This is a genomic window from Paenibacillus sp. FSL H8-0259, assembly GCF_037963255.1.
GTDB classification, from domain to species: Bacteria; Bacillota; Bacilli; order Paenibacillales; family Paenibacillaceae; genus Paenibacillus_AQ; species Paenibacillus_AQ phytohabitans.
Genome location: NZ_CP150147.1, coordinates 1963462 through 1989028, shown reverse-complemented (window position 1 = coordinate 1989028; position 25567 = coordinate 1963462). Strand labels below are relative to the sequence as shown.

Below are 25567 nucleotides of genomic sequence, written 5' to 3'. Positions count from 1 at the left end.
ATTAATTCAGCTCCTTTGCTTGCTTATCCGGCCCATCCGCAGGCGTGGCCAGCTTCAGACCGACGACTCCGGCCAGCAGCACCAGTATCAATATCAGCTTCAGCGGACGCAGCGGCTCACCGAACAGGATTCCTCCGGCCAGAACGGTTCCCGCAGTCCCGAGCCCGACAAATACAGCGTAGACTGTACCGACCGGCAGCCTGCCGCTGGCCCATATGAGGGCGTAGAAGCTGACCAATATTGCTACTATCGTTATCGCCCATTCCCAGGGGGCCACAGCGTGCTTCAGCCCGATTACCCATACCACTTCAAAGCAGGCGGCACCTGCAATCATTGCCCATGACTTGCTGTTGTTATTTTTGCTCATTTCTCTTCTGCCTCCTGAAAATAAAATAAGCCCGGAAGGTTATCGTCGTATGACGATACCTCCCGGGCTTTTATCCCTCCGTGTATACACGGCCATGGTACACTCCGTGCGTTCTCCCTCGGACCAGACCAGCATCGCACAACAGCTGCGGAACCCTAGAGAACAAATAAAGCATTATTAAGTTACATCGTATGTTAGCAAATTGCGCTGCGAAAAGCAACCCCTATATTCTTCCGGCACCGCTGCTGCGTCTTACTCCTGTCCGGCCAACACGTTCAATTCACGCAAATCCTCAGCCAGATCGGCTTCGGTATATTTTCCCTGGCCGAAGCCGATCAGCGCGCGCAGCGGCATGTATTTCATCATGGCCAGGAACATTTCGGGATTATCTCCCATCGTTTCTTCCATCCCGAAGATACTGCCGTAATTCTTGGCTTTGCCCTCAGTGAGCGGATTCGCCAGCAGATCACCAACCGTAGAGTTACGGTGGAACCTTACGGCCAGCTTCGTCGTCGATACTACCTCCAGCTCTGCGGTGAGGCGGATATCCCGTGAGGATGAGCCTACGGCGATAGTGAACACTCCGCTCTCCACATGCCAGTCGGCCAGCTTCACATTGTAATAGGCAAAGGAGCGCTTATCCAGTGTAAAGGTTACCTCGCGCTCTTCCCCCGGCTGCAGTTCAATCTTGTCGAAGCCCTTCAGCTCCTGCAGCGGACGGATTACGCTGCTCTCTACATCGCTGACATAGAGCTGCACGGTTTCTTTACCTGTTCTGCTGCCGGTGTTCTTAACAGTGACCGAAACCTGTACGGTGTCCGTATCCCTGATGCTGGTCTGATCCAGCGACAAATTGCTGTACTCGAATTCTGTATAGCTGAGTCCGAAGCCGAACGGGAACAGCGGCTCAATTTCTTTTTTATCATAATAGCGGTAGCCTACAAACAAACCTTCCTTATACTCCACAGTATCGCCTTCCCCGGGGAAGTTCAGGAATGAAGGATTGTCGCTCAGCTTCTGCGGGAACGTCTCCGCCAGCTTGCCGCTTGGGCTTACTTCACCAAAGAGCAGATCGGCCACCGCGCCGCCAAAAGCCTGCCCCCCGAGATATCCTTCCAGCACGGCCTTCGTCTGCGGCAGCCAAGGCATTTCTACAGGAGATCCGTTGCTAAGCACCACGATAATGTTACTCTGAACCTCAGCCACAGCATGGATCAGCGCCAGATGGCTCGCCGGAAGCGACAGATGGCTGCGGTCATATCCTTCCGATTCATAGCGGTCAGGCAATCCGAGGAACAGCACGGCAGCATCCGTCTTCCTTGCTGTATCCCGGGCTTCCTGCAGCAGCTCCTCATTAACCTCATCGCTGGCCAGCTCATACCCCTGTGCGTAGAGGAAGCTTGCCGCATCACCAGCAACCTCCTGCATCTCGATGAAAGCATCATCCAGCTTCGTCGGATTCACATGCGAGCTGCCGCCGCCCTGATACCGCGGTGTCTTGGCGAATTCGCCGATAATTGCAAGTGTGCCGCTCTTCGCGAGGGGCAGAATGCCATCCTCATTCTTCAGCAGCACCATGCTCTCCCGGGCCACTTCACGTGCGAGCGCATGATGTTTGTCCTGATCGAAGACGGCCTCTTCGTCCCGGCTGCCCGCACTCTTGAAGATAAAGGCCAGCATCCGCTCTACCGCAAGATCCAGAGTCTCCACGGACAGCTCCCCGTTGTTCACTGCAGCTACGATCTTGGCGTCGCCGATGCCTCCGCTTGACGGCATTTCCAGCTCCAGACCCGCCTGCAGCGCCTTCACCCGCTCATTGACAGCGCCCCAGTCGGACACGACAAAGCCATCAAAGCCCCACTCATCGCGGAGCACTTGCGTCAGCAGCTTGTGGCTCTCTGAAGCATACTCACCGTTCACTTGATTATAGGAACACATAACGCTCCAAGGCCGGCTCTGCTTCACCGTGCCTTCGAAGCTGGCCAGATAAATCTCGCGCAGGGTCCGCTCATCAATCACGGCATCCACGGACATCCGGCGGTGTTCCTGGTTATTGGCGGCAAAATGCTTCAGTGAAGTGCCGACCCCCTGGCTCTGCACTCCCTTCACATGATGCGCGGCCATCTCCGAAGCCAAATAAGGATCTTCCGAGAAATATTCAAAGTTCCGGCCATTCAGCGGTGAACGTTTGATATTATTGCCCGGCCCGAGCAGAACGGCGACATTCTCGACCTGACACTCAACCCCCAATGCCTCGCCTACCCGGGCAATCAGCTTACGGTCCCAGGAAGAAGCCAGACCCGCTGCTGACGGAAAACAAGTCGCCGGTACGCTGTTATGCAGGCCCAGATGGTCCGCACTTCCCTGCTGCTTGCGGAGACCATGAGGCCCGTCCGTTACCATCAGTGAAGGAATGCCCAGGCGTTCAATGCCTTTGGTATTCCAGAAATCAAGTCCGGAGCAAAGTCCGGCTTTCTCTTCAAGTGTCATCTGTGAAATAAGCTGCCGGATATCCGCTGCTGTTGCCGTTGCCATAGTGTAGCCCTCCTAAGAATGCGTTTTCTTTTCTTTATTTTATACGACTTGTTCTGGCATTTATGGCATTTTAATTGGATTTTTGGTAATTTGGTTATATAAGAAAAGGAAGTGTTGATTATGCCCGGAGAAATGGAAGAACGCGAAGGAATAGAATATATCTGCAAGCTGATATATGAGGCTTACCGGGTTCCGGTCATGTGGCTGGATGCCGCAGACACTCCCCGGGCGACCCTGCCTCCGGCATTCGAATGCCGCCAGGCCGTTCAGGGGGCTCAATCCCTGCTTCAAGAGGTCATGGATATTGCCCGCAGGAGCAGTCCTGCGGCAACAGCTGCCGGGAAGGCCGCCCGCACGACTGCTCCGCCGTATCTGCATACCACCGGCTTCCTGGAGAATCTCATCATTCTCCAGCTGCCTGAAGCAGATCGCGCCGGTGGGGCCATCGTCATCGGTCCGGTGCTAAGCGCACCGGTCACCGGAGATAACGCGGCAAGCCTGATGCGCGATTACAGCATTCCGCCGGCGCAGCAGGATGGCTGGCTGCAGTATTACCGCAGCTTGCCTGTGCTCAGCCGGATGCGCTGGTATCATGCCGCGCTGCTGCTCTACACCCTCGCCACCGGTGAGGCATTGTCCATTACGGAGCTGCTGCTGGCTGCGGGCAAGTCGGAGCAGTCTGTCCCGCAGCCGGATGACAGCCCGGATCTGAACCTGTCCTACCGCCGCGAGAACACCTGGCTGCACCATGATCCGATGCTGGAGCGGGAGATGTTCCGCCATATTAGGAACGGGGACAAGGCAGGGCTGCTGCGGACCCAGGCTTCTTTCTCGGAAGAGAGCTACGGACGGTTGTCGAAGAAAAGCCAGCTGCGCAGCAAAAAAAATCTGGCCGTCTCCTCTATTACACTGGCGACACGCGCAGCGATTGAAGGCGGGCTGTTCTGGGAGATTGCCTATACCCTCAGCGACTTTCACATCCAGCATATTGAAGAGCTTCACGATATCCCGGCTGTGGACCGCGCCCAGCTTGCCGCTCTCTGTGACTTCGCCGACCAGGTGCTGGGCAGCCGCAGTTCGAAGCTCTCCCGTATCTCCGCGCTGTGCCAGAATTATATTTACAATCATTTATATGAAGAGATTCCGCTCAGCAGGCTGGCCGAATTCACCGGACTGAACGCCAGTTATCTATCCCAGCTGTTCAAAAAGGAGACCGGAACCGCCATCAGCGATTATATCCGGCAGGAGCGGATCGAAGAAGCCAAACGGCTGATGGGGCTGCCCGGCATTACGCTGTCGGACATCGCCTCCCGTCTGCATTTCAACGACCAGAGTTATTTCACCAAAGTGTTCAAGAAATACACGGGCCTCACTCCCGGACAATACAAGCAGGATTCAGAGCGGTTCTCCCGCTTCACCTAAGCAGACAGCTGAAATAAGCTTCTGATTATTCCGAGTTATTCCGCGCCTGCGCTCTGCCTTGCCGTACAATCACAGCATAGATTTGCAAAATTATGGTATGATCCGGTTAAGGACGCTTTTATACTTTCTTACAAAGGAGCGATTCAGCATGATCGGTAGCATTGTATTTGTTGGAGTAGTTGTATATGTCGCTGTGCTGGGGATTAATCACAGTAATCGTCTTCAACGCAAGAACAGGCATTACGGGCACAGAAATAACTCTGCAGACAGTTACTTCTTCACGGGAGCTGATCCGAACAGCTCTGCCGGGGACAGCCGCAGCGATGATCACCGTCACAATGAAGGGCACAGCGGAGCCAGCCACCATCACGGGCATCATAACCACAGCCATGGCGGCAGTAACTGGGATAGCGGCAGCCATCACGGCGGCCACGGCGGCTGGGACAGCGGCGGTCATGGAGGACATGGCGGCGGCGATTTCGGTGGTGGTGGTGGCGATTCCGGCGGCGGCGGGGATTCCGGCGGCGGCGGTGGCGGCGATTGACCGAATAACAGAGCCTCCTATAGGCCATGAATGGGCTGCTTGGGAGGCTTTTTGTGTTGAGCATCGGCGTGCATTACGCAGCAAAGGACGTTCCGCGTGCTACTCCTTAATTAGGCCGCCATGAAACATACATTCATAGACCATTGTATCTCCGGCCCAAATCACCTCTAACCCGTTGAACCAGGAGAAGTCCCCGTCTACTGAGCATTTATAGATGAAACGGCCATCCGTATAATGCTCCGGCCCGCGAAAGGGCTTATCCTCACGCACCAGGAACAGAGCGGCTTTCAGGAAGTCACCGCTGAAGCCTTCCGCGGTCACACGCCCGGCGTAATTCATCGCCCACAGCGGCTGGTCATCCTCCCACAAGGCTTCCTCTCCGGCAAACTTCTCCGAACCGAGGTAGGTGTCTATGTATTTCAAGTTCCCGCGCACAAATTCCAGATCATGAGACGCCGGCCGGGACGGGATTAACTCCGGACCCTTACCTGCATAGGTTGCTTGCTTGGCCTCTATCAGAAATTTAATCTTGTCCATCATAACTATCATCCTCCCGGAAAGTTAATCCAACCACTCCATAATAGAACATACGTTCCGTACAGACAGTGACTTATCTCCTAATATATATATCTAAATTGGGGGGACTTAAAAATGTACCGGGCATGAGTGACAGGCCACTGGGAAGCAAGGTGTACTTGAGCTGGCACTGCGGAGTGCATAGCGGATAGTTGTATTTCGTACAGCTAAAAACCGGCGAATAACCGCATGAGCAGGGATAACTGTATTCTGTACAGCTAAAAAACGGAAAAGTGTCCTTTTATGGCACAGGAGAGTTATATAGGTGTACAGAGTGCAATTAAACCTCCCCCGAAGCAATAATAGCTCGATTTAGTTGTACAAATTACAGTTATCCCATGAACAGGGGTACCCTAAGGAAGGAATTACTATCCAATTAAAAAGCCCCCGAACTGCACGAAGGCAATTCAGAAGCTTTTTGGACATCACATATAATAGTTAGCTTAAGCTGTAATAATCTGCCAACCGCTGCCTTTTACAAAGTAAACTGAAAGCGGCTGAGCAATACCTCACCAGTAAATACCAGATACACATCGTCGGTTCCGGCATCTACACCCGCAATCGCGGACTGGCTATGCCATTTCTGGGCTTCGCCTGCCGGGATCTCCAGCGTTGCTGCCAGCTTGCCTGAAGGGCTTCCGGTTCTGACTTCAATGCTGCCGCCCTTCACGGAGGACACGAGCACTTCGACGCCAGCTGCGCCTTTGGCAAACTGTACATTATTGAAGGCAATCCAGGCCCCATCCTTCACCGGATGTACTGAAGCTCCGCCTGCCTTGCATTCATCCAGGAATACCGCTTCATAGTCATCGTAGTTCTCGGCTTTGACGGCTGTGTACAGGTTACGCGCCGGTACGGTGTCACCGTGTACTCTAATCTTGGCCGACAGCTTGATATCGCCGGAGGAACGGCCCACGAGAATGTTATATTCTCCATCTTCCACACAGTATTGCTCACGGCTTACATCCCAGAAGGAGAGATCAGACACCGGCAGAGTAAAGGCTACGGTCTGCGATTGTCCTGCGGCCAGATAGACTTTGTCAAAACCCTTCAGCTGCTTGAGCGGACGTCTGATCCGGGTCGACAAGGACTGCACATACACCTGAACCACTTCAGCGCCGTCTACGCTTCCGCTGTTCTCCAGCTCTACCGTCAGGCTGATCGTGCCGTCCTCCTGCACTTCTTCTGCTTCCAGCTTCAGCTTGTTGTAAGACACCTGTGCATAGCTCAGACCATGGCCGAACGGATACAATGGCTCCCCGTCGAAGTACAAGTACGTTCTTTTGCCTTTGATGATGTCGTAGTCCATGAATTCCGGAAGCTGATCCACAGAGCGGTACCAGGTCATATTCAGTCTGCCGGACGGGCTGTAATCGCCGAACAGGACATCTGCCACCGCATTGCCGAGCTCTTGCCCGCTATGGGAGGTGTACAGCACCGCCGGGATATGTTCATCGATCCAGGTGGAAGAGATCGGGTAGCTGCCGACAATCACAACTACTGTATTCGGATTGGCGGCATAGACGGCCTTAACCAGGTTCTCCTGTTCTACGGGCAGCACGATATCCGGCCGGTCGATCTCTTCCTTCCCGTTCAGCAGCGGGTGGTTGCCGACGAATACGACTGCAACCTCGGCGGCTTTGGCCGCTTCTACCGCAGCTTCTACGCCGTTCACTACAACTTTCTTATGGAATAACTCAGCTGCGGCAGATGTTTCTTCTTCAGCTGCGCGAATGGTTCCGTCCTCACCACTAATAAACAGCGGCTTGTTATTCCAGGTCCGCAGCGATACCAAATCTCCCGCTTCCGCCACCAGATTCAGCGATTCCTTCACATACCAGCCGTAGATCTCATCAGCGGAAGCTGTCAGTATACCGGCATCCGTCAGAGTGACATATTGGCCCCGGCTTGTGGCCTCCAGGGTATTAGCGCTCCAGCCCCAAGCGGTATGGCGGAACAATTCTCCGCGCTCCGGCTTGTCATGCAGCACAGCCAATCGTCCATCTTCGCCGGTGATGCCCACCGTCCGGCCGCTGGCCGCAGAGGTTAAGAGGATCCGGTCATCGCCGCTCTCGAAGGAGACCTGCTTGCCTGCCAGCTTCTTGGTCACTCCCTGCAGAGGTGTCACCGCATAAGGCAGTGTGCCGGAATACCAGTCTCTGAAGGCTTCGTCCCCCAGCGGGCCGATTACGGCTACCTTGGACAGGGCGGATGCATTCAGCGGGAGGGCTGCATTGTCATTCTTCAGCAGGACAACGGATTCCTTGGCCGCTTCAAGAGACAAGTCGCTATGCGCTTTACTGAGAATAACGGAATCATCAATCGCCGCATAAGGATTACCTTCCTCTGGATCGAACTCACCGAGCCGGAAGCGGATGCGGAAGGTGTTCGTGAGCGCGCGGTCCAGATCTTCCTCGGTCAGCAGGCCTTCACGGAGCGCCTCATGGATGACTTTAATGGTCTCCTCCGTCTCTTCGGTTACACTGTCAATCCCGTTCTTGATCGACTCGGCCATCGACTGGGCGAATGAATCGTAATACTTATGGTCCTTCACAATCCCGAATAGATCTCCGGCATCGCTTACAATGAACCCGTCCATTTCCCATTCACCCTTCACAATCTCCATCACGGCCGGGTGCAGGATAACCGGCACGCCATTCACGGAGTTGTAGGCGGTCATCATGGATTGTGCTCTGCCTTCCTTGAAGGCCGGCTTGAAGGCTTCCAGATAATATTCACGCATATTCCGCGGATCAATGCTGGATGAAGCCACACCGCGGTCAATTTCATTGTTGTTGCCGAGGAAATGCTTAAGGGTTGCTACCGCTTTCAAATACACCGGATGATCGCCCTGGATGCCTTTGACAAGCGCGGTGCTCAGCTGTCCCGTCAGCTCAGGATCTTCCCCGTAGGCTTCCTCTGTTCTGCCCCAGCGCGGGTCCCGCTCCATGTCCACGGTCGGTGCCCATAGGGTCAGGCCGTTAACGGTTGGATTCTTCCGGTAGAACGCCCGGGCCTCATCACCGATCGCTGAACCGATCCGCTGCAGCAGCTCCGGGTTCCAGGTACAGGCCAGTCCGCTTGGCTGCGGGAATGAGGTTGCTTTGCCCAGCCACGAAATCCCGTGCGCCCCTTCCGTGCCATGCTTGTAACCGCCTACACCAAGACGGTCAATCGCCGCCTGATATTGCGGCATCAGACTTACCTTCTCCTCCAGCGTCAGCCGGGAGAGCAGATCCTGAACACGTTCATTCAGCTGTACTTCAATTTGTCTAAACGGATATGTAGCTGTTTCCATTAATAATCGCTCCTTCAATCTTTATGATAACGGTTTCATCTCATCCAAAGCCAGGCGTTCACAATCCTCCGCACAGCCCGGTTGTTCTATCCTTCCCCATCATAAAAGATTAGCGCTTACAGCAACACCTGAACAATTGACATAAAAATCAGTTCATAATTAGAGAATCACCAGCTGAAATCAGGAGTTGCCGGGCTGCGGGGGATCTCCGTGCGGATAATGAAACTTCAGCGCATCGGCCGACAATCCGGTAAATTTAAGGTCCCCGCTCGTAATTACATAATCCCCTTCCGGCTTGTTCTCCAGCGGCCGCTTGCGGATCTCTTTGGGGGAGATGCCGTACCTGGCCTTGAATACTTTGTGGAAATAGGAATAGGTCGCGAAGCCGCAGGCATTCGCAATATTCTCCAGACTGAAGTCGGTATAACGGATACGCTCCAGGGCGTTCGACAGCCGGATTTCCTGCGTGTATTGAATGATGGTATACCCCGACAGCTCTTTGAAAAGATGCACCGCACGCGACACGCTGAGCCCGGCATGATCCGCAACATCCTCTACCCGCAGCGGACTGAGCGCATGCTCGTTAATGTAGCGGCGCATTCTCATCACCATTTCATTGGACCGCTTCGGCGCATCCTCAACATTGGCGGCTTCCACCGACAAGCGGTCAAGCGACAGGCAGAGCGCGCAGAGCAGATGGCGGATCAGCTCGGGGCTGTCCTGGACGATCCGGTGCTGCTCCATGCTGAGCTGCTGCCACAGGGACAGCATGCCGGCATCCAGATGGATCCGCTGATGCAGCAGACGGGGCCGCGATTCCCACCACTGCTGAATCCACGAGCCTTCACAGAGCAGGTAATAATCGCCGCTCTCAATCCTGCCGTCCATTTCCTCCACCACCAGATGATAAGGCTCTCCGGGCTGATAGATGAGCAAATCGCCGGGTTGAATGGTTGTCATTCTCCCGTTGACCAGCGCCTTGCAGCTGCCTACCACCTGCAGCCGGAAGAGGAAGAACGGCGGGGGAGTGAATGAGGTTTTGAAGGGCAGCGTATGAAAAGAATACGCGCAGGCATGCAGTCTCACGTCCACAATCGTCACCATCCCAGCCAAATAGTATATTTTTATGATCAGATAAAACATTCAATATTCCCAAATAATTAACTATACTATAACCAAATCAAAGATAAGTCCGCAAGCTTATGCCGAAAGGAACTCCACTGCCTCCATGTTGAAAAGAACCTATGCTCTGCTTCTGATTCCAACCTATCCGATATTCATGCTCTGCATGCTGCTTCAGGGAATGGCCATCTCAATCAGTGCCCCATTCCTGGCTGTCTACTTCACGGAAGAGCTTGGCGTATCCGCCGGAACCTTCGGAATCTTCACTGCCGTGACGCTCATCAGCGGTGTCGTTATAAGTATGTTAATTGCCAAACGCTCGGATACCGGCCTGAGCCGCCGCAAGCTTATGGTCATCTGCATGACGTTTAATGCCATCGCTTTTGCCGGATATATATTTATTCATGACTTCTACCCGCTGCTGATCTATATGACTGTGTTCACCGCAGCCGGTGCCCCGGCGATGCCGCAATTATTCGCTAGTAGCAGGGAAGCTGTGAACGCCAGCGCGTCCGCTGACCATGCCTTTGCTAATTCTACCTTACGCTCTATGTTCTCACTCGGATTCATCAGCGGTCCGCTGGCAGGAGCCGTTCTGCTGGGCCATTTCGGTTATCAGGGTGTGTTTCTGTCTACCACCATAATTTTCTTACTCAATGCGCTGCTTGTATTTAGTTTCGTACGTTTATCCGCAGCCGCAGCCGTCAGACAGGCCAGCAAAAGTGTACATAAGCCGGTACGGCTGCACCGGAATACCCGGGTGCTGGTGCCTTTTCTCGTCCTGACCCTGCTCTATGCCGGACACTGGGCCAACAACCTGAACATTTCACTCTTCATCATCAATACGCTTGGAGGCAATACGCAGAATGTGGCTTCGGTTGCAAGTATATGCGCACTGCTGGAAATTCCGTTCATGTTCATGCTTGGCTTGTTATCCGCCAAATATTCTAACAAGCTGCTGATGGGCTGGGGAATCGCGCTCGGTGCAGTCTATTACCTGCTGGTGCTTGGAGCCGGAGAGCTGTGGCAGCTCATTGCCGGACAGGTGCTGCTGGCTTTCTTCGTAGCCGTAATCTCAGCGATTGGAATCAGCTATATCCAGGACCTGCTGCCGGACCTCCCGGGCTACGCATCAACGCTGTATACCAATGCTACAACGATTGGCAGACTGACCGGAAGCCTGGCAGGCGGAGCAGCCGCACAGTGGGTCGGCTACCGGCATTCTTACTGGCTGTGCCTGATCCTTATTGTATGTTCACTGGGACTGCTGCTATGGCCGCAGCGTTCCCCGGAAGAGAAGATTACCCATCAGATGGCATCCTGACAGGAGGAATTCCTATGCAAATACTACTCATTGACGATAACCCTCATGTACGTGATCGCCTGAAGCACATGCTGGAGCTGCTCTTCCCCGAAGCGGCGGATATTCTGGAATCCGGCTGCGAGCCTTCAGCCCTGCGGCTTATTCAGAAGCATAGGCCTGAACTCATTATTACAGATGCCAGGCTGCTGCTGCTTAGCGAAGATATGCCGCTCGACCAGTGGTATGATCAGCATACTCACGGCAGAATCATCGTCACCAGCAGCCATGAATTTGTCCTGAAGGCCTTCTGCCAGGGGGGCATCGATTCTCTGCTAAAGCCCATTGAACTTGGTGCGCTGGAAGAAGTACTGCTTGGATCAGCAGGGATGAGCAGCAGTTATGATCATCCCTATCTCGAACAAGCGGAGCTCCAGCGCTCAGACCAGATGATATGACCTATAATTACGGCAGGACACAAAAAGAGACCGGCGGTGAACGATCCGCTGATCTCTTTTTCAATATATATATAAGTCTAAATCTCCATATCCTTGCCTGTATAATCCACGAACATGAAGTGTCCCTCCGGCGCGGTGCGCTGCTCAATCAGGCTGAGAATACCTTCCGCACTGGTGCGCGGGCTCGTTGGCGCTTTCGCTCCGCCCATATCGGTGGGCATCCAGCCGGGATGCACGCTGAGTACATGTACACCACGCTCTTTCAGGGTAACATGCAGCTTCTGCGAGAACATATTAAGTGCTGTCTTGGAGATGGTGTACGGGTAGCTGCCCGGGTAAGCATTCGTAATGCTGCCCGCCTCGGACGAGATGTTGATGATCGACGCATCCGGCTCTGTAAGCAGCGGCAGGAAGTGCTTGACCACCCGCATCGGTCCATACAGGTTAATATCGAGCGCAAGCTGCATCTCGGCAATATCCAGCTCTTCAAGCGGAGTATCCGAGGCATTCAGCACGGCAGCATTATTAACAATGGAGCCCAGCGTCCGCCCCTCTTCCTTGAGGCTGGCAGCAAGCGCCGCGATCCCCTCTTCGTCCGTAACATCGAGCGCCGCCACCGTCAGCTTGTCTCCATAATCTGCGGCAAGCCCGGACAATGCCTCTTGTCCCCGGCTCAGATCACGCACACCGGCAATGACTGAATGTCCGCGTTCCAGCGCTATTGCAACAAGATCAATCCCCAGTCCGCGTCCGGCTCCTGTAATCAGTATATTCATAAGATCATCCCTCCTCTATGACACTCTTACTTATTTATCGTTCTCCAGCAGCTCCAGGATCACCTTCAACTCTTTGAACGTATCCATATAAGCATAACGTCCTCCGGTGTACTCCCCCTTCTGTTGAAGCGGGAAGCCCTTGCCTTCGAGCAGCATAATCTTCTCCTTCATTCCCTCCACTGCAAAAGCAATGTGGTGAAGCCCTTCCCCGTGCTCATTCAGATAGTCGCGCCAAGTGCTCGGTTGATGATCCGGTTCAATCAGTTCCAACTGCAGGGAGCCCATATCGAAAAAAGCGAGCTTCGCCCGAGCCTCTGTCGCCCCGCCATTATAGTTAGTCTGAGCAATATCTGCCGTATCCGTAATGCCGATCTCCGGTTTCTCGATACCAAAGAAGTCCGCATATGCCGCGCTTACCTTCTCGATATCATTCACCAGAATTCCAATCTGCGTAATGAAGTGATTCCCAAGCAATCCTGACATCAGGCTATACCTCCTTCTATTCTGACCAGACTACCATACCCAAACCATGAAAGGGCTGTCAAGCCTGGCACAGAGAAGTTTCACGGTAAATGACAACAGACAAGAATCACCGACTTAACCCTCCGGATGTGCCGGAGACCCCGTGACTGCCGACAAAAGTAATGAGCCAATCTGAATTCCTGCATAGAATACAACATTCTGCCCGTCAATACGGCCGTAAGCGGGAATTGTTGTACGAAATGCAGCAATTCTCGCTATCCAAGCTGATTAATGAAACAATTCTTGTATTTCGTACAACAATCAGCTCAAATACTCCGACATCTGCGGACTAGAGTTGCAAAATATACAACAATTCTCCAGTCGTCAACTTGAGAGGATCTCATTATCAGCAAATTATATAAGGCGCACGACTTCTCCCATCACCTATGGATTGGTACTCTTGCTGGTTATAGTCTTACGTGCGATGCACCGGACACCCTTATCCTTTGTCTTAATCCTCCGCTCCCGGCTTCATCCGGTGCTTGCGGTAGTCGCCCGGTGTAACCCCGACGACCCGCTTGAAGACCCAGCCGAACGTAATCGAACTGGTATAGCCCAGCTTCAGGGCGATGTCCTGCAGATTATCGCTGGTTGTCGCGAGCAGATATTCCGCGCGCTGCATCCGCAGCTGGGTCAGGAAATCGACGAATTTCATATCGAATTCCTCTTTGAACAAATGGCTGGCATATTTGCCCGAGATCTGGAACCGGTCGCTTAGATGCTTAAGCGAAAGATCGGGATTATCGAAATTCTCTTCTATATATACCTCCATATACCTTCACATACCTTCATGTCGCTGATCATCGCCCGGTAGCTCTTCGATCTAAATATAACCTGGAGCCGGAACAGACTCAGTGTGCAATATAAGCGTCGACTTTATATCCCGAGCCGCTGCTGGTTAATTTGGCATTATAGTAACCCATGTTTCCATCCGGCTTGCATTTATAATCCCCGGAGCAGCCGCAGACGAAGAATTTCGTCCGTGGGTATCCCGGATTAATATTGCTAAGCTTCCGGTAGAATTTATGTCCATGATGTGTGAAGATAGCCAGGACCCTGTCTCTGGCTTTTACCGGAATCGCCGAGAAGAACCTGGATGTCTCCGCAGCGCTGAGCACATGACTGGATTCAACCGTAATTCCCTGCACTCTTAGCGGCCAGTGGAAATCAATAATATAGAAATAGCGGTCATCCAGATTGCGCAGCAGAGTGATACTTGCCGGAGTGAATTGTCCCAGAGCACAATCAAGCCATACATATTTCACCTTCCCCTGTGTGCCCGGGAAATTCATCTGTCCGGTAACCGCCCCCAAGTATTGCGTAAATAGGGACCGGGTGCTTGCCTCCCAATTTCCTATAGAGGCCTTATACGGGATGCTTCCAAGTGTGCTTGTTACTGAATCTTTGAAGTCTTTGTAATACGCGTTCGCATTGTTCCCGTGATCCGCTCCTGCCTGTGCATTATCTCCGCCAAAGATGAAAAAGCGCTTATTGCCGCTACTCACTGCTTTGGGCAAAAGACTTTTAAAAATACTCAAGCTGTTTCCGTATCCTACATGGCTGTCGCCAAACACCGCAAATTCGACGGTCTGAGCCTTTATTCTGCGTTTCACTCCGGGCACAGCCTGGCGCTTTGCAGGAAGCACCCTTTTCCGTTTTGGACCTGTCTGCCTCTTCACTTGGAACCACCTCATATCAATAGATTCGCGATGCACAGTGATATCTACTATATATATGCGGAATGAATTGGCGGTTCTTGGACCGATGGACCTTCCTTAACTCGAACGCAGCGAAGTGATCTGTTTGGCCAGATACTGCGGCGAATACGGCATATCCTCCCGGAGCCAGGCGATGATCGTACCGATAAGGGCTGCTGAGCCGTACCATACGGCAATATCCTTCTGAACCGTTACTTCCGAAGCGTTGCGGGTAGCCAATCTTCTCTCCACCCGGGTGGAAATGATATCCGCCATCAGCCTGAACAGACGATCGGTGAATATCGTACTCTTCCGCGACGTTAGCACAATTTTATAGAATTTGGCATTCTCCGCAATATGCGTCAGCAGGCGCTCCAGCATCGGCCATTGTTCTCCTTCTGCCGCTTCCGGATTCTCCATATAACCGCTTACCACTTGAAGCACGTCCTCGGCCATATCATCCGCCATCTTCTCCATCATATCGGGGATATCCCGGTAATGCAGATAGAAGGTCACACGGTTAATTTTGGCCCGTTCCGCGATACGGTTGACCGTAATTTTCTCAATGCTCATTTCTTCCATCAGATCAATTACAGCATCTCTCAGCAATTGGCGTGTACGCAGGACACGAGGGTCCGTGTGCGGGGGAGCTTTCGTCATTTTAACCACTCCATTCTTCAACGTTCAAATCGCAGACTACACTTTTTAATAAAATGTCGTTTATCACCTATATAAACTACATTAATGTCTTAATCGTAAACTAATATACAGTTTTTCAGAAATCGTTGCTTGATTACATGAAAATTTCATCTATAATCTACTTTATACATTGTAAACTATACAACACACTGTAAATTTAGTCCATGATTCGGCGATTTGAAAGGATGGAGAATAGTGAGTAACAAGACAGACATTAAAGACAGTTCCATCAAAAAGGGACCTATTCTTTTCGTAATGATTCTCGGTGCCTTTCTGGCCACACTGAATCAGACGATAATGAGCGTTGCCACACCGGAGTTAATGCATGACTTCAACATCACGGCTGCAACGGCCCAGTGGCTGACCACCGGGTATATGCTGGTTAACGGTGTACTGATTCCAATCACAGCTTATCTGATGCAGCGTTTCACTACACGTGAGCTGTTCCAGGCATCTATGTTTATCTTCTTCGCAGGAACGGTCGTTTCCGCTATGGCGACAAGCTTCCCGATTCTGCTTACCGGACGTATGATTCAGGCAGCCGGTGCCGGTATTATTATGCCGCTGCTGACCAATGTCATCTTAACCCTGTTCCCGCGTGAGAAAAGAGGCGCCGCCATGGGTATGGTCGGGCTCGCCATTATCTTCGCCCCGGCGATCGGCCCAACTCTGGCCGGATATATTATGGAACACTATTCTTGGGAGACTATGTTCTACGGCATGCTTCCACTCACAGTCATCGTTATCGTATGCGGATTTATTTATCTGAGAAATGTAGCAGAGCGTTCTTATCCAAAGGTCGACTTAACCAGCGTGGCCTTGTCCACCATCGGATTCGGAACCTTGCTGTACGGCTTCAGCCGGGCGGCCAGCGCAGGCTGGTCGAGCGCAGAGGTGCTGTTGTCGCTTGCTGCAGGTGTGATTTCCCTCGGCTTGTTCGTATGGAGACAGCTGGCTTCGGATAGCCCGCTGCTGGATCTGCGGGCCTTCAAATATAATATGTTCTCCCTGACCACTGTTATCAGTGTCATGGTCACGATTGTGATGTATGCAGATATGATGCTGCTGCCGCTCTACCTGCAGAACGCACGCGGCTTCACGGCGATGGAATCCGGCCTGCTGCTTCTTCCCGGCGCAGTTATTATGGGCTTGCTCATGCCGGTTACCGGCAAGCTGTTTGACCGCTTCGGTGCGAAATGGCTGGCCATTATCGGCCTGCTGATCACGATCCTCGCTACCCTGAGCTTCGTGAATCTGACCGACTCGACAAGCTATGCCTATCTGATGCTCATGTCCACCGGACGCCGGATCGGAATGGCGCTGCTGCTCATGCCGATTCAGACCCTGGGCCTGAACCAGCTGCCATCCAAGCTTAATTCGCATGGTACAGCCATCTCGAATACTGTAAGACAAGTGGCTGGCGCTGTGGGTACTTCCCTGCTGGTTACCGTAATGACCAGCCGTACCACTACCCACATGAAGGATATGATGGTCAGTGGCGTGCAAGACACCAAGGAACACATGATTACAGCAGCTACCATCCAGGGGATCAATGATGCGTATCTGGTCATCGTGGGTATCGGCATCATCGGCCTGCTGCTCTCCTTCTTCATCAAGAAGGTAGGCCAGGCCTCGGAGAAAGAACCCGAAATGAAGCTGAAGACGGTTGTTGCCAAGGAAGTCTAGGTTATGCAAAAGGGGCTATCCCAAAAGCCATGAAATGGCTGCTTGGGATAGCCCCTTTTTTGTTGACGTCACAGTAGGTACTGCCTGCCTCCTCGCATAAACCAAACGCTTGTAGTACAATAATATCTTGGCTGTACAATATAGAAGAAGAGTAAGAGGTGCCCGGATGGCTATTAGCTTCACGAAATCTATGCTTAACCGCTTAAATCAGGAAATTACAGAGATGGAATCGGGTATAGCAGAGCTACAGAAGAAGACCCACAAGACCCGGCTCAAAATTAACCAGATCGAAAAAGACTGCAAATTAAGCACTTCCCCCAGCGCACTTAGCAGCAAAATGAGCCGGATCACCAAATTACAGGCAGAACTCAAAAAAATCTCCCAGCAGCATTTAGAGCTGTCCAAGGAGATTAACAAAAAGAAGTCCACGCGCGCCCAGCTGCCGCCTGCGGAATAGCCCGTTTCCTGGCTGATCGGTTTAACCAGAGCCCGGCAGTTACCCCTTCTGGTCTTGCCGGACACGCAGCCAGGCCAGCAAATAGATCACGCATAAGAAACCCCAAAAGTAATTAGCGAATATACTCTGCCCTAATGCTGCGGAGAGTAGGATATGATACAGACAAGTAAATACAAAAAATGACGCTAATACCACGGTCATGGTTCTGGCGGATACCTGCTTCGGAATGGCGCTTCTTGAAATGAGGTAGGCAGCGGCAACAGCGATGGCTAAAGACAACACTATCCTCAGATTCTGATTCTTGAACATATCATGCATTGTAATCACAGCCGCCAGTCCAACAAAACACGCAATGATTTGGATGATATTTCTCGTTTTCATTCGATCCCTCCTGTGCACTTGAATAACTCTCATTTATGTTATTTTATCCCATACACTTCTTACTTGTCTGTGATTAATGGCAATTAACGCACAAAGAACCAAAGGAACGGATTTCCTTGGTTCTTCATCATTTCATTCAGATGATCAGGACTAAGCGCGGTTATTCACTGCGCAGTGCAGCAACCGGGTCCTTCTTCGCTGCCATCTTGGCCGGAATCGCACCGCCGAGCATAGTCAGCAGGACGCTAATCACGCCTAGAATGAGCGCATGCAGCGGGTTAAGCTGAGCCACATTCTTCAGCTCGGTCAGGTTATACAGAATCGCGTTAACCGGAATGGTCAGCAGGTAGGTAATGCCGATCCCCAGAATCCCCGAGCAAGCCCCGATAATGAAGGTCTCGGCATTGAAGACCCGTGTAATGTCCTTCTTGCGGGCACCCAGCGCACGCAGTACGCCGATCTCCTTCGTCCGCTCCATAACGGAAATGTAAGTGATAATCGCAATCATAATCAGTGAGACCACGAGGGAAATCGCTGCAAAGGCAATCAGCACCATCGTGATTCCGTCCATAATCCCGCCGGAAATGTTGGTGACAATAGCCGCCAGATCGGTATACTGCACCTGATCCTCCGTTGCCTTCCCTTCATTCCATTTGTCCAGATAGGCTGTAACGGATTCTTTGGCACTGAAATCAATCGGGTACAGCGAGACTGCGCTTGGAATTTCAGTTGCCCCCAGAGCGGCAAGTGCATCGTCTTTAGTCAAGGAAGCCATACTGCCTGCTGCTGCCATACCAGCGTTCATGAGGGGGGAACCGCCCATTGCGCCACTCGAACCCATGCCGGCTACCCCTTCTGACAAGGCCTGCCCTGTCAACACATTGATATCTGCGGCTTCCTGTGCAAGCACAATCTCAGATTTCTGTGCATCGGCAATGAACGTTGCGGCCAGCTCATCGGAATAGACAATGCCGGGAGACAGCGTAGAAATGCTGGAACCTTCCTGCCCGCGCAGAACACCAACAATGTTCAGCGTCACGGCATCTGGACTGTTGTAGAGAGCGGTCAGATCAGCAGCTGTTCCATTGACAACAAACTGCTCGCCATTTTTCTTATAATAATCATTGTTCATTACCAGCTTCAATTGAGTTCCGACAAGATCGCTCAGATTGATGCTCTTAGCTTTATAATCCAGACCCAGAGCATCCACTGCTGCATCGGTCAGACGGTTGTATTCATCCACGATGAGCACAAGATCGGTCTTCTCTGTAGGGAATGATCCTTCCAGCAGATCGTAGTACTGCTCCAGATAGCTTCCCGAGGCACTGCCCTGTTTGCTTGGATATGGGGCTACAGTGATATTGCTTTTATCCAGCGTGGTTGCCTTGTCCCCATCCATAACCAGCCAGTTCATATTCACGGTACGGGTATAAGAGACGCCGTCAATCAGCTTCGGATCGATTCCATCCAGATACTCGATATACTCCTTGGTCAATACATTCGTATGCATGGCTGAGTTTACGGTCGGGTCATACGGATAGAGCTTTTTATCTGCCGGATATGAGGTAAGTTCCGTTGACTCTTGACCCGGAGGGCCTGCGTTCTGCAAATTAATCGCCGTCTGGTTAATAGAGATCGGGAAGTTGGACAAGGCCCCGGTTTCATACGAGCTGATCTGTTTATCGAAGCCGTTGGACAAGGACAGGATCAGCGCGATGCCAATAATTCCGATACTTGAGGCAAAAGCGGTCAACCCCGTACGCCATTTCTTGGTGGCGATATTTTTACCGGATAATTTCAGTGCTGTGAAAAAGCTCATGCTCGTTTGTTTCAGCTTATAAGCACTTGAGGTCTTCTGCGTGGCCAGCGGATTGCTGTCCGAGATCGCATGACCGTCCGAGAAGCGGATGACGCGGTCTGCATAGCTCTCTGCCAGCTCCGGATTATGGGTAACCATGATCACCAGCTTATCCTCCGCAATGGTCTTGATCAGCTCCATGATCTGCTCACTGGTCTCTGAATCCAAGGCGCCTGTAGGCTCATCCGCCAGGATAATGTCCGGATTGTTCGCCAGCGCACGGGCAATCGCTACACGCTGCATCTGTCCGCCTGACAGCTGATTCGGCTTTTTGTGCACATGATCCTTCAGTCCAACCTTCTCCAGTACTTCAAGCGCCTTGCGGTGCTTCTCGGCTGAAGCTATCCCGCTGAGCGTCATCCCCATCTCCACGTTGTCTGTAATGCTCAGATGTGAGATCAGATTATAGCTTTGAAAAATAAAGCCGACACTATTATTACGGTACGCATCCCACTCGCTGTCTTTGAAGCGCTCTGTCGATTGGCCGTTGATGATCAGCTCTCCGCTGTCATACTGATCCAGCCCGCCGACGATATTCAGCAGCGTGGTCTTGCCCGAGCCGCTTTGGCCCAGAATCGCAACGAATTCACTTTCCCTGAAATTGAGATTCACTTTATCCAGTGCAACCTGTGTAAATTCGCCGGTCTTGTAGCTCTTGGTGATGTTTTTTAATTGCAGCATTGTCCGATCTCCCTTTCCATCCCTGTAATCATTAGTCTCTCTGAAATCTTCTAGTCTTACTGTACCCCAGTATAGCCGCCCAATATAAACTAAACCTAAACTCCCAGTTGAGACTGGCTTGATCTTGATGAGGTATACTAAAACAAGTACTTTGGCTTCGAGGGTTACTCCGGTACTTTGCGGGGAACCCATAACCATATAAACAAGCTATACGTTGAATAACATGGAACCGTTCCAGGAGGAGACCTTATGTTTAATATTCTTGTGGTTGAGGATGATGCCAAGTTACGCCAGCTCTTCTGTACCGTGCTCACCAGAAATGGATACCAGGCCTTGCCGGCCGTGAATGGCGAGGATGCGCTGGACGTGCTGGATAAGGAATATATTGATCTGATTATCTGCGATATTATGATGCCCCGGATGGATGGCTTCGAGCTGACGCGGACGCTTAGGGACAACAACCAGCAGCTTCCCATTCTTATGGTGACCGCACGGGAGAATTTTGCCGATAAGCAGCAGGGCTTCCTCGTCGGGATCGATGATTATATGGTCAAGCCGATCAATGTGAATGAGATGATCCTGCGTGTCGGGGCGCTGCTGCGCCGGGCCAAAATCATCAGCGAGCGCAAAATCGAATGGGGAGAAACCGTGCTGGATTATGATACGTTAACTGTAATTCAGGGGCCTGAGAGTATCCTGCTTCCGCAGAAGGAATTCTATCTTCTCTACAAAATGATCTCTTATCCGAATAAAATCTTCACCAAGCAGCAGCTGATGGATGAAATATGGGGGATGGATTCCGAATCCGATGAGCATACGGTGGTGGTTCATATTAACCGCCTGCGTGAGCGATTCAGGGATAGCGATGATTTTGAAATCGTCACCGTCCGGGGGCTTGGCTATAAGGCGGTGAAACGGGGATGAGGAGCGGCAAAAACAGCGGCCTGTGGTGGTATTTTGTATCCATGGTATTTATCATCATTCTGTCGTTTGTCTTTATTATGGCTGTGCTGGCCTTCCTGTATTTCCGGGTAGAAAATAACACCTGGGAGCACGGGAACCCCTTTCCGCCTATTCTGACTATGGTGTTATTCAGTCTGGTCATCGGGACCACCATCAGCATTATGGTAGGCCGCAAAATATTGTCCCCGATTACGGACTTCAGCAAAGCGGCCAAGGAGATCGCAGGCGGCAACTTCGACATCTATTTGAATGAGTCGCACCGCGTCAATGAGATCAGTGAGGTGGCACATCACTTCAATCTCATGGTCCAGGAGCTGCGCAGCATCGAGACCCTGCGGAATGATTTCGTTGTCAATGTGTCTCATGAGTTCAAGACCCCTATTGCAGCTATCGAAGGCTACGCCATGCTTCTGCAGGAAGAGAACCTGAGCAAAGAGGAGCATGACGAATACACCGGGATGATCATCGAGAGCTCACGTCAGCTGTCCAATCTGTCCGGCAATATCCTCAAAATATCCAAGCTCGAAAATCAGGAAATGCTTACCGAGCTGGCTGAATACCCTCTGGATGAGCAGCTCCGCCAGGCGCTGTTGCTGCTGGAGTCCCTCTGGTCTGCCAAGCAGCTTAATCTTAATCTCGACCTGGAGGAGCAGCGCTATTATGGAAATGAAGAGCTGATGATGCAGGTGTGGCTCAATGTGCTTGGCAATGCGATCAAATTCACGCCGGAAGGCGGTGAAATTTCGGTCTCCATTCAAGCGGACAGCTCCTGGATCTCCGTAATGATCTCCGACACCGGGATCGGCATGACTCCGAAGGTGCGTAAGCATATCTTCGAGAAATTCTACCAGGGCGACCCCGCCCGCGCCGCCGGAGGCAACGGCCTCGGCCTGCCGCTGACCGCGCGCATCATCAGCTTAAGCAAGGGAACCATTGAGGTGCGCAGCGAGCCGGGGCAAGGCTCGGCGTTTACGATCAAGCTGCCGGTTGCGGGAGAGTGAGCGGGGAGAGCGGGGGAAGAGGAGGGCAGCGGCGGAGCAGTTGCTCCTCAGTGTCACCTGACCGCCGCTCTCGGCGGACTCTGGGGCACTTCTGCCCCTCTTTTACGCTATACCGCCCACTTGGAGCGACATTAGTGGGATTTATCCCTCTAATTCCAGCATTCCGCCCGTTTGGAGCGGCATTTAGTGGGATTTATCCCTCTAATTCCAGCATTCCGCCCGCTTGGAGCAGCATTAGTGGGATTTATCCCTCTAATTCCAGCATTCCGCCCGTTTGGAGCGGCATTTAGTGGGATTTATCCCTCTAATTTCAGCATTCCGCCCGCTTGGAGCAGCATTAGTGGGATTTATCCCTCTAATTCCAGCATTCCGCCCGTTTGGGGCAGCATTAGTGGGATTTATCCCTCTAATTCCAGCATTCCGCCCAGTCGGGACGGCATTAGTGGGATTTATCCCTCTAATTCCAGCATTCCGCCCGCTTGGAGCAGCATTAGTGGGATTTATCCCTCTAATTCCAGCATTCCGCCCGTTTGGGGCAGCATTAGTGGGATTTATCCCTCTAATTCCAGCATTCCGCCCGTTTGGGGCAGCATTAGTGGGATTTATCCCTCTAATTTCAGCGCTCCAACCGAATGTGGCGGCATTAGCGGGATTTATCCCTCTGATTTCAGCATTTCGCCCACTTGGAGCGGCATTAGTGGGATTTATCCCTCTAGCGTTAGTACTCTACCATAACTCTATGTCCATAAAAGATGGAATAAGCTCATACCGGCACACTCTGTTACCCCCCTGCACCAACACAGGTTTAAACTTACCTTTTCCACATAGAGAATTCATATATTTCTTTACTGTACGTTGATCAATCGCAAGTTCGTTCACCACCTCCACTGGCCGGAGGAACCCGTTCTTACGGCTGGCAATCCGCAGAATATCCAACTCTATCCTCGTATATTGCCGGCTTCCTTCATCCGTATTTTTCAACAAACATGGAGTAAGTAAGGCTTTCAGCAGAGAGATTGTCAGCTCCGGTGCAGACTCCAAATCATCGTAAGGGATCGCAACCACACGGTACCCGGCAATTTGCAGATATGTTTCCCTATTAAGTTCCTGGCGGTATCTGGTCCGGTCTGTGTTCTGAACATGCGGCCCGTATCCTTTCACCTCAATAGCTACCTTAACCTGACCCGGCTTCCATACAAAGTCAACAAAATAAGATCTTCCCCGCCAATCCGCAACCTCATACTCCGGGTGAAGATCATCCATATTACCAAAGATCGGCCACCACACCCGCTCTACAAACATTTGCTCGCCATGCCGGTGCCCCCGTTCCAGCCGGTCCAGACGTTCCCCGGTTCTCCGTTTCTTGTGATACTCCAGCCATTGGTGATGCTCTTCAGCGAACCCCATTCCTCTATTCCTCCTCTGCAAAATCCCCCGCCCCCCCCCGCAAAGAGGAGCCTTGTCTTCTTTGATTGCCCGGTTGCTCGGCGTAGACTCCAGAACCTATAGTTTCTGGCGGAGTAATGCACACAAAAAATCCCGCACCCAAAAATCCATGGGTACGGGATGTGCTTCATCCGTTTTATAGATTATAGTTCTTGCTGCTTCCCCGCGTCAATGAACTCGTTGGCCTCCGGTAACAGCCGGAATCGCTGATCAGTTATCGTCAGGGTATATGGCCCGCTGGAGCGTAGATAATTTCATATGTGTTACTTTTAACGTCTCCTCATCGAAGCTAAACGCCATGACATATCCTCTATCGGAATTGACCTTATCGCCTGGAAGCAGGCGCGGGATCAACACCCCGTCCATATTCTCAAATGTGTAGCTTAGAATAACTCCATATGTGTTGCTTACTTCTGCATATGTACCATACGCCTTCAGTACATCCTCCAGCGTACTTACTCCGGGCCGGATATGCTGCAAGGTAGCGGTCAAAGCCGGTTCCCCAGCGTCTTCGTCTGCTTTTACCGACCATGAATCCATCTTGCCTGACGAATCATAATGGACAAATACACCCTTATACATCTCATTGTTAAACACATCTTGTCCGGTGGAGGCTCCATAATATTGTTCAACCAGAGACCTCGGGCTGCTCCATTCCATAATGAGCTTCCCGCCCGGATCACCTATCCCGAAATCCGCCTCAGTAACAGGTACCGCTGTGAAATCCTTTATTCCCGTACCCTTGTCCGGTAATGGGGGTAGCCCCCCTCGGTCTGACAGCTCCTGCGGCCGGGGATTCAATATATTTCCTTTCAGCTTCAACATCCTGATCCACTCCAACGCCTCTGCCCGGGTTAACGTTGCATTCCCATTGAATCCCTCCACAGTAGGCTCTTCCGGAAGCGGAAGCAGCTGATTTCCAAGCAGAAAAATAATGGAATCCCTATCACTATAGTTCTTGCCCAGAGCAGAGGCTATGAACTGCGCAGCTGTCTGTCTGGTTATAGGCGCAGCTTGTGCCTGTGGGTCCTGAAGACCCGGGATGGGATGCTTCCAATTTTTCGCCATTCGATAAGGTCCAGCGGTCCACTCTTCCCCAAAGATCGTTGCCTTCGGATATCCGAAGGAGAGATAGTACACCTTCAGAAATTCAGCTTCCGTAATCGGCTGGTCCGGCCGGAAAGTCAGGTCTGAATAACCGGTTATATACTGATTCCCCAGCGCCCAGCGTACCCACCGCTCCGACCAATGACCTTGAATATCCGGGAAAATAGGAGAGGTGACTCCCGTGTCATTGTCATCCGCTGTTTCCTCATAGCTCACTGAATCCGCTCTAACCGGATAATCCGGTGTGACGGCACCCGCAATCGTACCCGCAATCAGTCCGGCAACCACCAGTTTGATTGTTCTCAATCTGATCTATCCTTTCGTGAATACATTTTAATTTATCCTCTGCTTCCACATTATAGCAACCGCTGCGGATTAGGGATATGGTGCTTGAGGCAGTAATTTCTAAGGCTAAATCCTTGCTTACTCCGCAAAAAAAGAGATCAGCAGATAAAGCCGGGGCCACTGAAAAAGTCTTTTTTATAAAAACGTCAAAAAAACGAGCCTCTAGAATCGCTTCTGAGGTTCGTTTCGCGTTCCGGGAATCATATTTGATCCCCTAAAGTTTTGGTGTTTTCGAAAAAAAGGTAGTTTTTCAGTGGCCTCGATAAAGCCTGCCAATCTCTTTGGGTAGAGCATTATCACCTTATGGCTCCGGTATCGCAGAAATC

Annotated in this window: 21 protein-coding genes, 1 pseudogene and 1 riboswitch; of the genes and pseudogenes, 8 read left to right on the top strand and 14 right to left on the bottom strand. The window is 51.9% G+C overall.

All coding sequences use genetic code 11. From position 1 onward, the window contains the following. Position 1: 1 nt before the first annotated feature. Together NSU01_RS08520 and NSU01_RS08515 are read right to left on the bottom strand one after the other, a co-directional pair. On the bottom strand, positions 2–367 hold the full coding sequence (locus NSU01_RS08520; RefSeq protein WP_076242534.1) for a multidrug efflux SMR transporter: 366 nt from the start codon (positions 365–367) through the stop codon (positions 2–4). 57 nt (positions 368–424) lie between these two features. After that, positions 425–537, bottom strand: a riboswitch (guanidine-I (ykkC/yxkD leader). Between the two features lie 82 nt (positions 538–619). Continuing rightward, the gene (locus tag NSU01_RS08515; protein WP_076242533.1) at positions 620–2902 is read right to left on the bottom strand and encodes a glycoside hydrolase family 3 C-terminal domain-containing protein; all 2283 of its coding nucleotides are present in this window, start codon (positions 2900–2902) and stop codon (positions 620–622) included. A 120-nt stretch (positions 2903–3022) separates the two neighbouring features. Here NSU01_RS08515 and NSU01_RS08510 point away from each other — a divergent pair, with 120 nt between their 5' ends. Beyond that, positions 3023–4324 carry a helix-turn-helix domain-containing protein gene (locus tag NSU01_RS08510; protein WP_076242532.1) on the top strand — a complete coding sequence of 434 codons (1302 nt, stop codon included), beginning with the start codon at positions 3023–3025 and terminating at the stop codon, positions 4322–4324. Positions 4325–4472: 148 nt separating this feature from the next. Further along, positions 4473–4868, top strand: a complete 396-nt coding sequence (locus NSU01_RS08505) for a hypothetical protein (protein ID WP_083705131.1) — start codon at positions 4473–4475, stop codon at positions 4866–4868. Positions 4869–4967: 99 nt separating this feature from the next. Here NSU01_RS08505 and NSU01_RS08500 read toward each other — a convergent pair whose 3' ends face one another. The 3 genes from NSU01_RS08500 to NSU01_RS08490 all read right to left on the bottom strand — a co-directional run bounded on the left by NSU01_RS08500 (position 4968) and on the right by NSU01_RS08490 (position 9834). Then, entirely contained in the window at positions 4968–5408 is a 441-nt protein-coding gene (locus tag NSU01_RS08500; protein ID WP_218639427.1) for a DUF5680 domain-containing protein, read from the bottom strand. 511 nt (positions 5409–5919) lie between these two features. Then, on the bottom strand, positions 5920–8742 hold the full coding sequence (locus NSU01_RS08495; RefSeq protein WP_076242531.1) for a glycoside hydrolase family 3 protein: 2823 nt from the start codon (positions 8740–8742) through the stop codon (positions 5920–5922). A gap of 180 nt (positions 8743–8922) precedes the next feature. After that, positions 8923–9834: an AraC family transcriptional regulator gene (locus tag NSU01_RS08490; RefSeq protein ID WP_179093411.1), complete on the bottom strand. Its 912-nt coding sequence runs from the start codon at positions 9832–9834 to the stop codon at positions 8923–8925. A gap of 136 nt (positions 9835–9970) precedes the next feature. Here NSU01_RS08490 and NSU01_RS08485 point away from each other — a divergent pair, with 136 nt between their 5' ends. Then, positions 9971–11188, top strand: coding sequence for a sugar efflux transporter (locus tag NSU01_RS08485; RefSeq protein WP_076242529.1), 1218 nt, complete (start codon positions 9971–9973; stop codon positions 11186–11188). A 14-nt stretch (positions 11189–11202) separates the two neighbouring features. Continuing rightward, entirely contained in the window at positions 11203–11622 is a 420-nt protein-coding gene (locus tag NSU01_RS08480) for a response regulator (RefSeq protein ID WP_076242528.1), read from the top strand. Between the two features lie 77 nt (positions 11623–11699). Here the strand turns inward: NSU01_RS08480 and NSU01_RS08475 are convergent, their stop codons facing one another. The 5 genes and pseudogenes from NSU01_RS08475 to NSU01_RS08455 form a co-directional block, all read right to left on the bottom strand. Continuing rightward, complete coding sequence (locus tag NSU01_RS08475) at positions 11700–12398, bottom strand: SDR family oxidoreductase (RefSeq protein ID WP_076242527.1); 699 nt, start codon at positions 12396–12398, stop codon at positions 11700–11702. A gap of 30 nt (positions 12399–12428) precedes the next feature. After that, entirely contained in the window at positions 12429–12884 is a 456-nt protein-coding gene (locus NSU01_RS08470) for a VOC family protein (protein ID WP_042140871.1), read from the bottom strand. A 487-nt stretch (positions 12885–13371) separates the two neighbouring features. Beyond that, positions 13372–13769: pseudogene (locus NSU01_RS08465) on the bottom strand (AraC family transcriptional regulator); the annotation flags it as partial. A 2-nt stretch (positions 13770–13771) separates the two neighbouring features. Further along, entirely contained in the window at positions 13772–14533 is a 762-nt protein-coding gene (locus NSU01_RS08460) for a metallophosphoesterase (RefSeq protein ID WP_231575309.1), read from the bottom strand. 162 nt (positions 14534–14695) lie between these two features. Continuing rightward, positions 14696–15277, bottom strand: coding sequence for a TetR-like C-terminal domain-containing protein (locus NSU01_RS08455; protein ID WP_076242526.1), 582 nt, complete (start codon positions 15275–15277; stop codon positions 14696–14698). Positions 15278–15571: 294 nt separating this feature from the next. Between NSU01_RS08455 and NSU01_RS08450 the strand changes: the two genes are divergently transcribed. Continuing rightward, a complete protein-coding gene (locus tag NSU01_RS08450) occupies positions 15572–17002 on the top strand; it encodes a DHA2 family efflux MFS transporter permease subunit (protein ID WP_144025988.1) in 1431 nt (476 codons plus the stop codon). A gap of 166 nt (positions 17003–17168) precedes the next feature. Beyond that, a complete protein-coding gene (locus NSU01_RS08445) occupies positions 17169–17459 on the top strand; it encodes a hypothetical protein (protein WP_039308497.1) in 291 nt (96 codons plus the stop codon). Positions 17460–17498: 39 nt separating this feature from the next. On the opposite strand, the gene NSU01_RS08440 is transcribed toward NSU01_RS08445, so the two are convergent. Next, entirely contained in the window at positions 17499–17840 is a 342-nt protein-coding gene (locus NSU01_RS08440; protein ID WP_039308499.1) for a hypothetical protein, read from the bottom strand. Positions 17841–18000: 160 nt separating this feature from the next. Continuing rightward, a complete protein-coding gene (locus tag NSU01_RS08435) occupies positions 18001–20379 on the bottom strand; it encodes an ABC transporter ATP-binding protein/permease (RefSeq protein ID WP_076242525.1) in 2379 nt (792 codons plus the stop codon). A gap of 249 nt (positions 20380–20628) precedes the next feature. Between NSU01_RS08435 and NSU01_RS08430 the strand changes: the two genes are divergently transcribed. Then, positions 20629–21303: a response regulator transcription factor gene (locus tag NSU01_RS08430; RefSeq protein WP_076242524.1), complete on the top strand. Its 675-nt coding sequence runs from the start codon at positions 20629–20631 to the stop codon at positions 21301–21303. Continuing rightward, a complete protein-coding gene (locus tag NSU01_RS08425; protein ID WP_042134756.1) occupies positions 21300–22343 on the top strand; it encodes a HAMP domain-containing sensor histidine kinase in 1044 nt (347 codons plus the stop codon). Before NSU01_RS08430 ends, NSU01_RS08425 begins: the two co-directional genes overlap by 4 nt. 726 nt (positions 22344–23069) lie before the next feature. Here the strand turns inward: NSU01_RS08425 and NSU01_RS08420 are convergent. Together NSU01_RS08420 and NSU01_RS08415 are read right to left on the bottom strand one after the other, a co-directional pair. Then, the gene (locus tag NSU01_RS08420; RefSeq protein WP_076242523.1) at positions 23070–23750 is read right to left on the bottom strand and encodes a hypothetical protein; all 681 of its coding nucleotides are present in this window, start codon (positions 23748–23750) and stop codon (positions 23070–23072) included. 249 nt (positions 23751–23999) lie between these two features. Then, entirely contained in the window at positions 24000–25202 is a 1203-nt protein-coding gene (locus tag NSU01_RS08415; protein WP_076242522.1) for an S-layer homology domain-containing protein, read from the bottom strand. Positions 25203–25567 lie beyond the last annotated feature (365 nt).

What these genes read in the sequence shown, in the direction of transcription:
- NSU01_RS08430 (WP_076242524.1), top strand. Translation starts at nt 20,629, where the DNA reads ATGTTTAATATTCTTGTGGTTGAGGATGATGCCAAGTTACGCCAGCTC.
- NSU01_RS08510 (WP_076242532.1), top strand. Translation starts at nt 3,023, where the DNA reads ATGCCCGGAGAAATGGAAGAACGCGAAGGAATAGAATATATCTGCAAG.
- NSU01_RS08505 (WP_083705131.1), top strand. Translation starts at nt 4,473, where the DNA reads ATGATCGGTAGCATTGTATTTGTTGGAGTAGTTGTATATGTCGCTGTG.
- NSU01_RS08440 (WP_039308499.1), bottom strand. Translation starts at nt 17,840, where the DNA reads ATGAAAACGAGAAATATCATCCAAATCATTGCGTGTTTTGTTGGACTG.
- NSU01_RS08515 (WP_076242533.1), bottom strand. Translation starts at nt 2,902, where the DNA reads ATGGCAACGGCAACAGCAGCGGATATCCGGCAGCTTATTTCACAGATG.
- NSU01_RS08475 (WP_076242527.1), bottom strand. Translation starts at nt 12,398, where the DNA reads ATGAATATACTGATTACAGGAGCCGGACGCGGACTGGGGATTGATCTT.
- NSU01_RS08485 (WP_076242529.1), top strand. Translation starts at nt 9,971, where the DNA reads ATGTTGAAAAGAACCTATGCTCTGCTTCTGATTCCAACCTATCCGATA.
- NSU01_RS08425 (WP_042134756.1), top strand. Translation starts at nt 21,300, where the DNA reads ATGAGGAGCGGCAAAAACAGCGGCCTGTGGTGGTATTTTGTATCCATG.
- NSU01_RS08495 (WP_076242531.1), bottom strand. Translation starts at nt 8,742, where the DNA reads ATGGAAACAGCTACATATCCGTTTAGACAAATTGAAGTACAGCTGAAT.
- NSU01_RS08435 (WP_076242525.1), bottom strand. Translation starts at nt 20,379, where the DNA reads ATGCTGCAATTAAAAAACATCACCAAGAGCTACAAGACCGGCGAATTT.
- NSU01_RS08480 (WP_076242528.1), top strand. Translation starts at nt 11,203, where the DNA reads ATGCAAATACTACTCATTGACGATAACCCTCATGTACGTGATCGCCTG.
- NSU01_RS08455 (WP_076242526.1), bottom strand. Translation starts at nt 15,277, where the DNA reads ATGACGAAAGCTCCCCCGCACACGGACCCTCGTGTCCTGCGTACACGC.
- NSU01_RS08450 (WP_144025988.1), top strand. Translation starts at nt 15,572, where the DNA reads ATGATTCTCGGTGCCTTTCTGGCCACACTGAATCAGACGATAATGAGC.
- NSU01_RS08520 (WP_076242534.1), bottom strand. Translation starts at nt 367, where the DNA reads ATGAGCAAAAATAACAACAGCAAGTCATGGGCAATGATTGCAGGTGCC.
- NSU01_RS08445 (WP_039308497.1), top strand. Translation starts at nt 17,169, where the DNA reads ATGGCTATTAGCTTCACGAAATCTATGCTTAACCGCTTAAATCAGGAA.
- NSU01_RS08420 (WP_076242523.1), bottom strand. Translation starts at nt 23,750, where the DNA reads ATGGGGTTCGCTGAAGAGCATCACCAATGGCTGGAGTATCACAAGAAA.
- NSU01_RS08500 (WP_218639427.1), bottom strand. Translation starts at nt 5,408, where the DNA reads ATGATGGACAAGATTAAATTTCTGATAGAGGCCAAGCAAGCAACCTAT.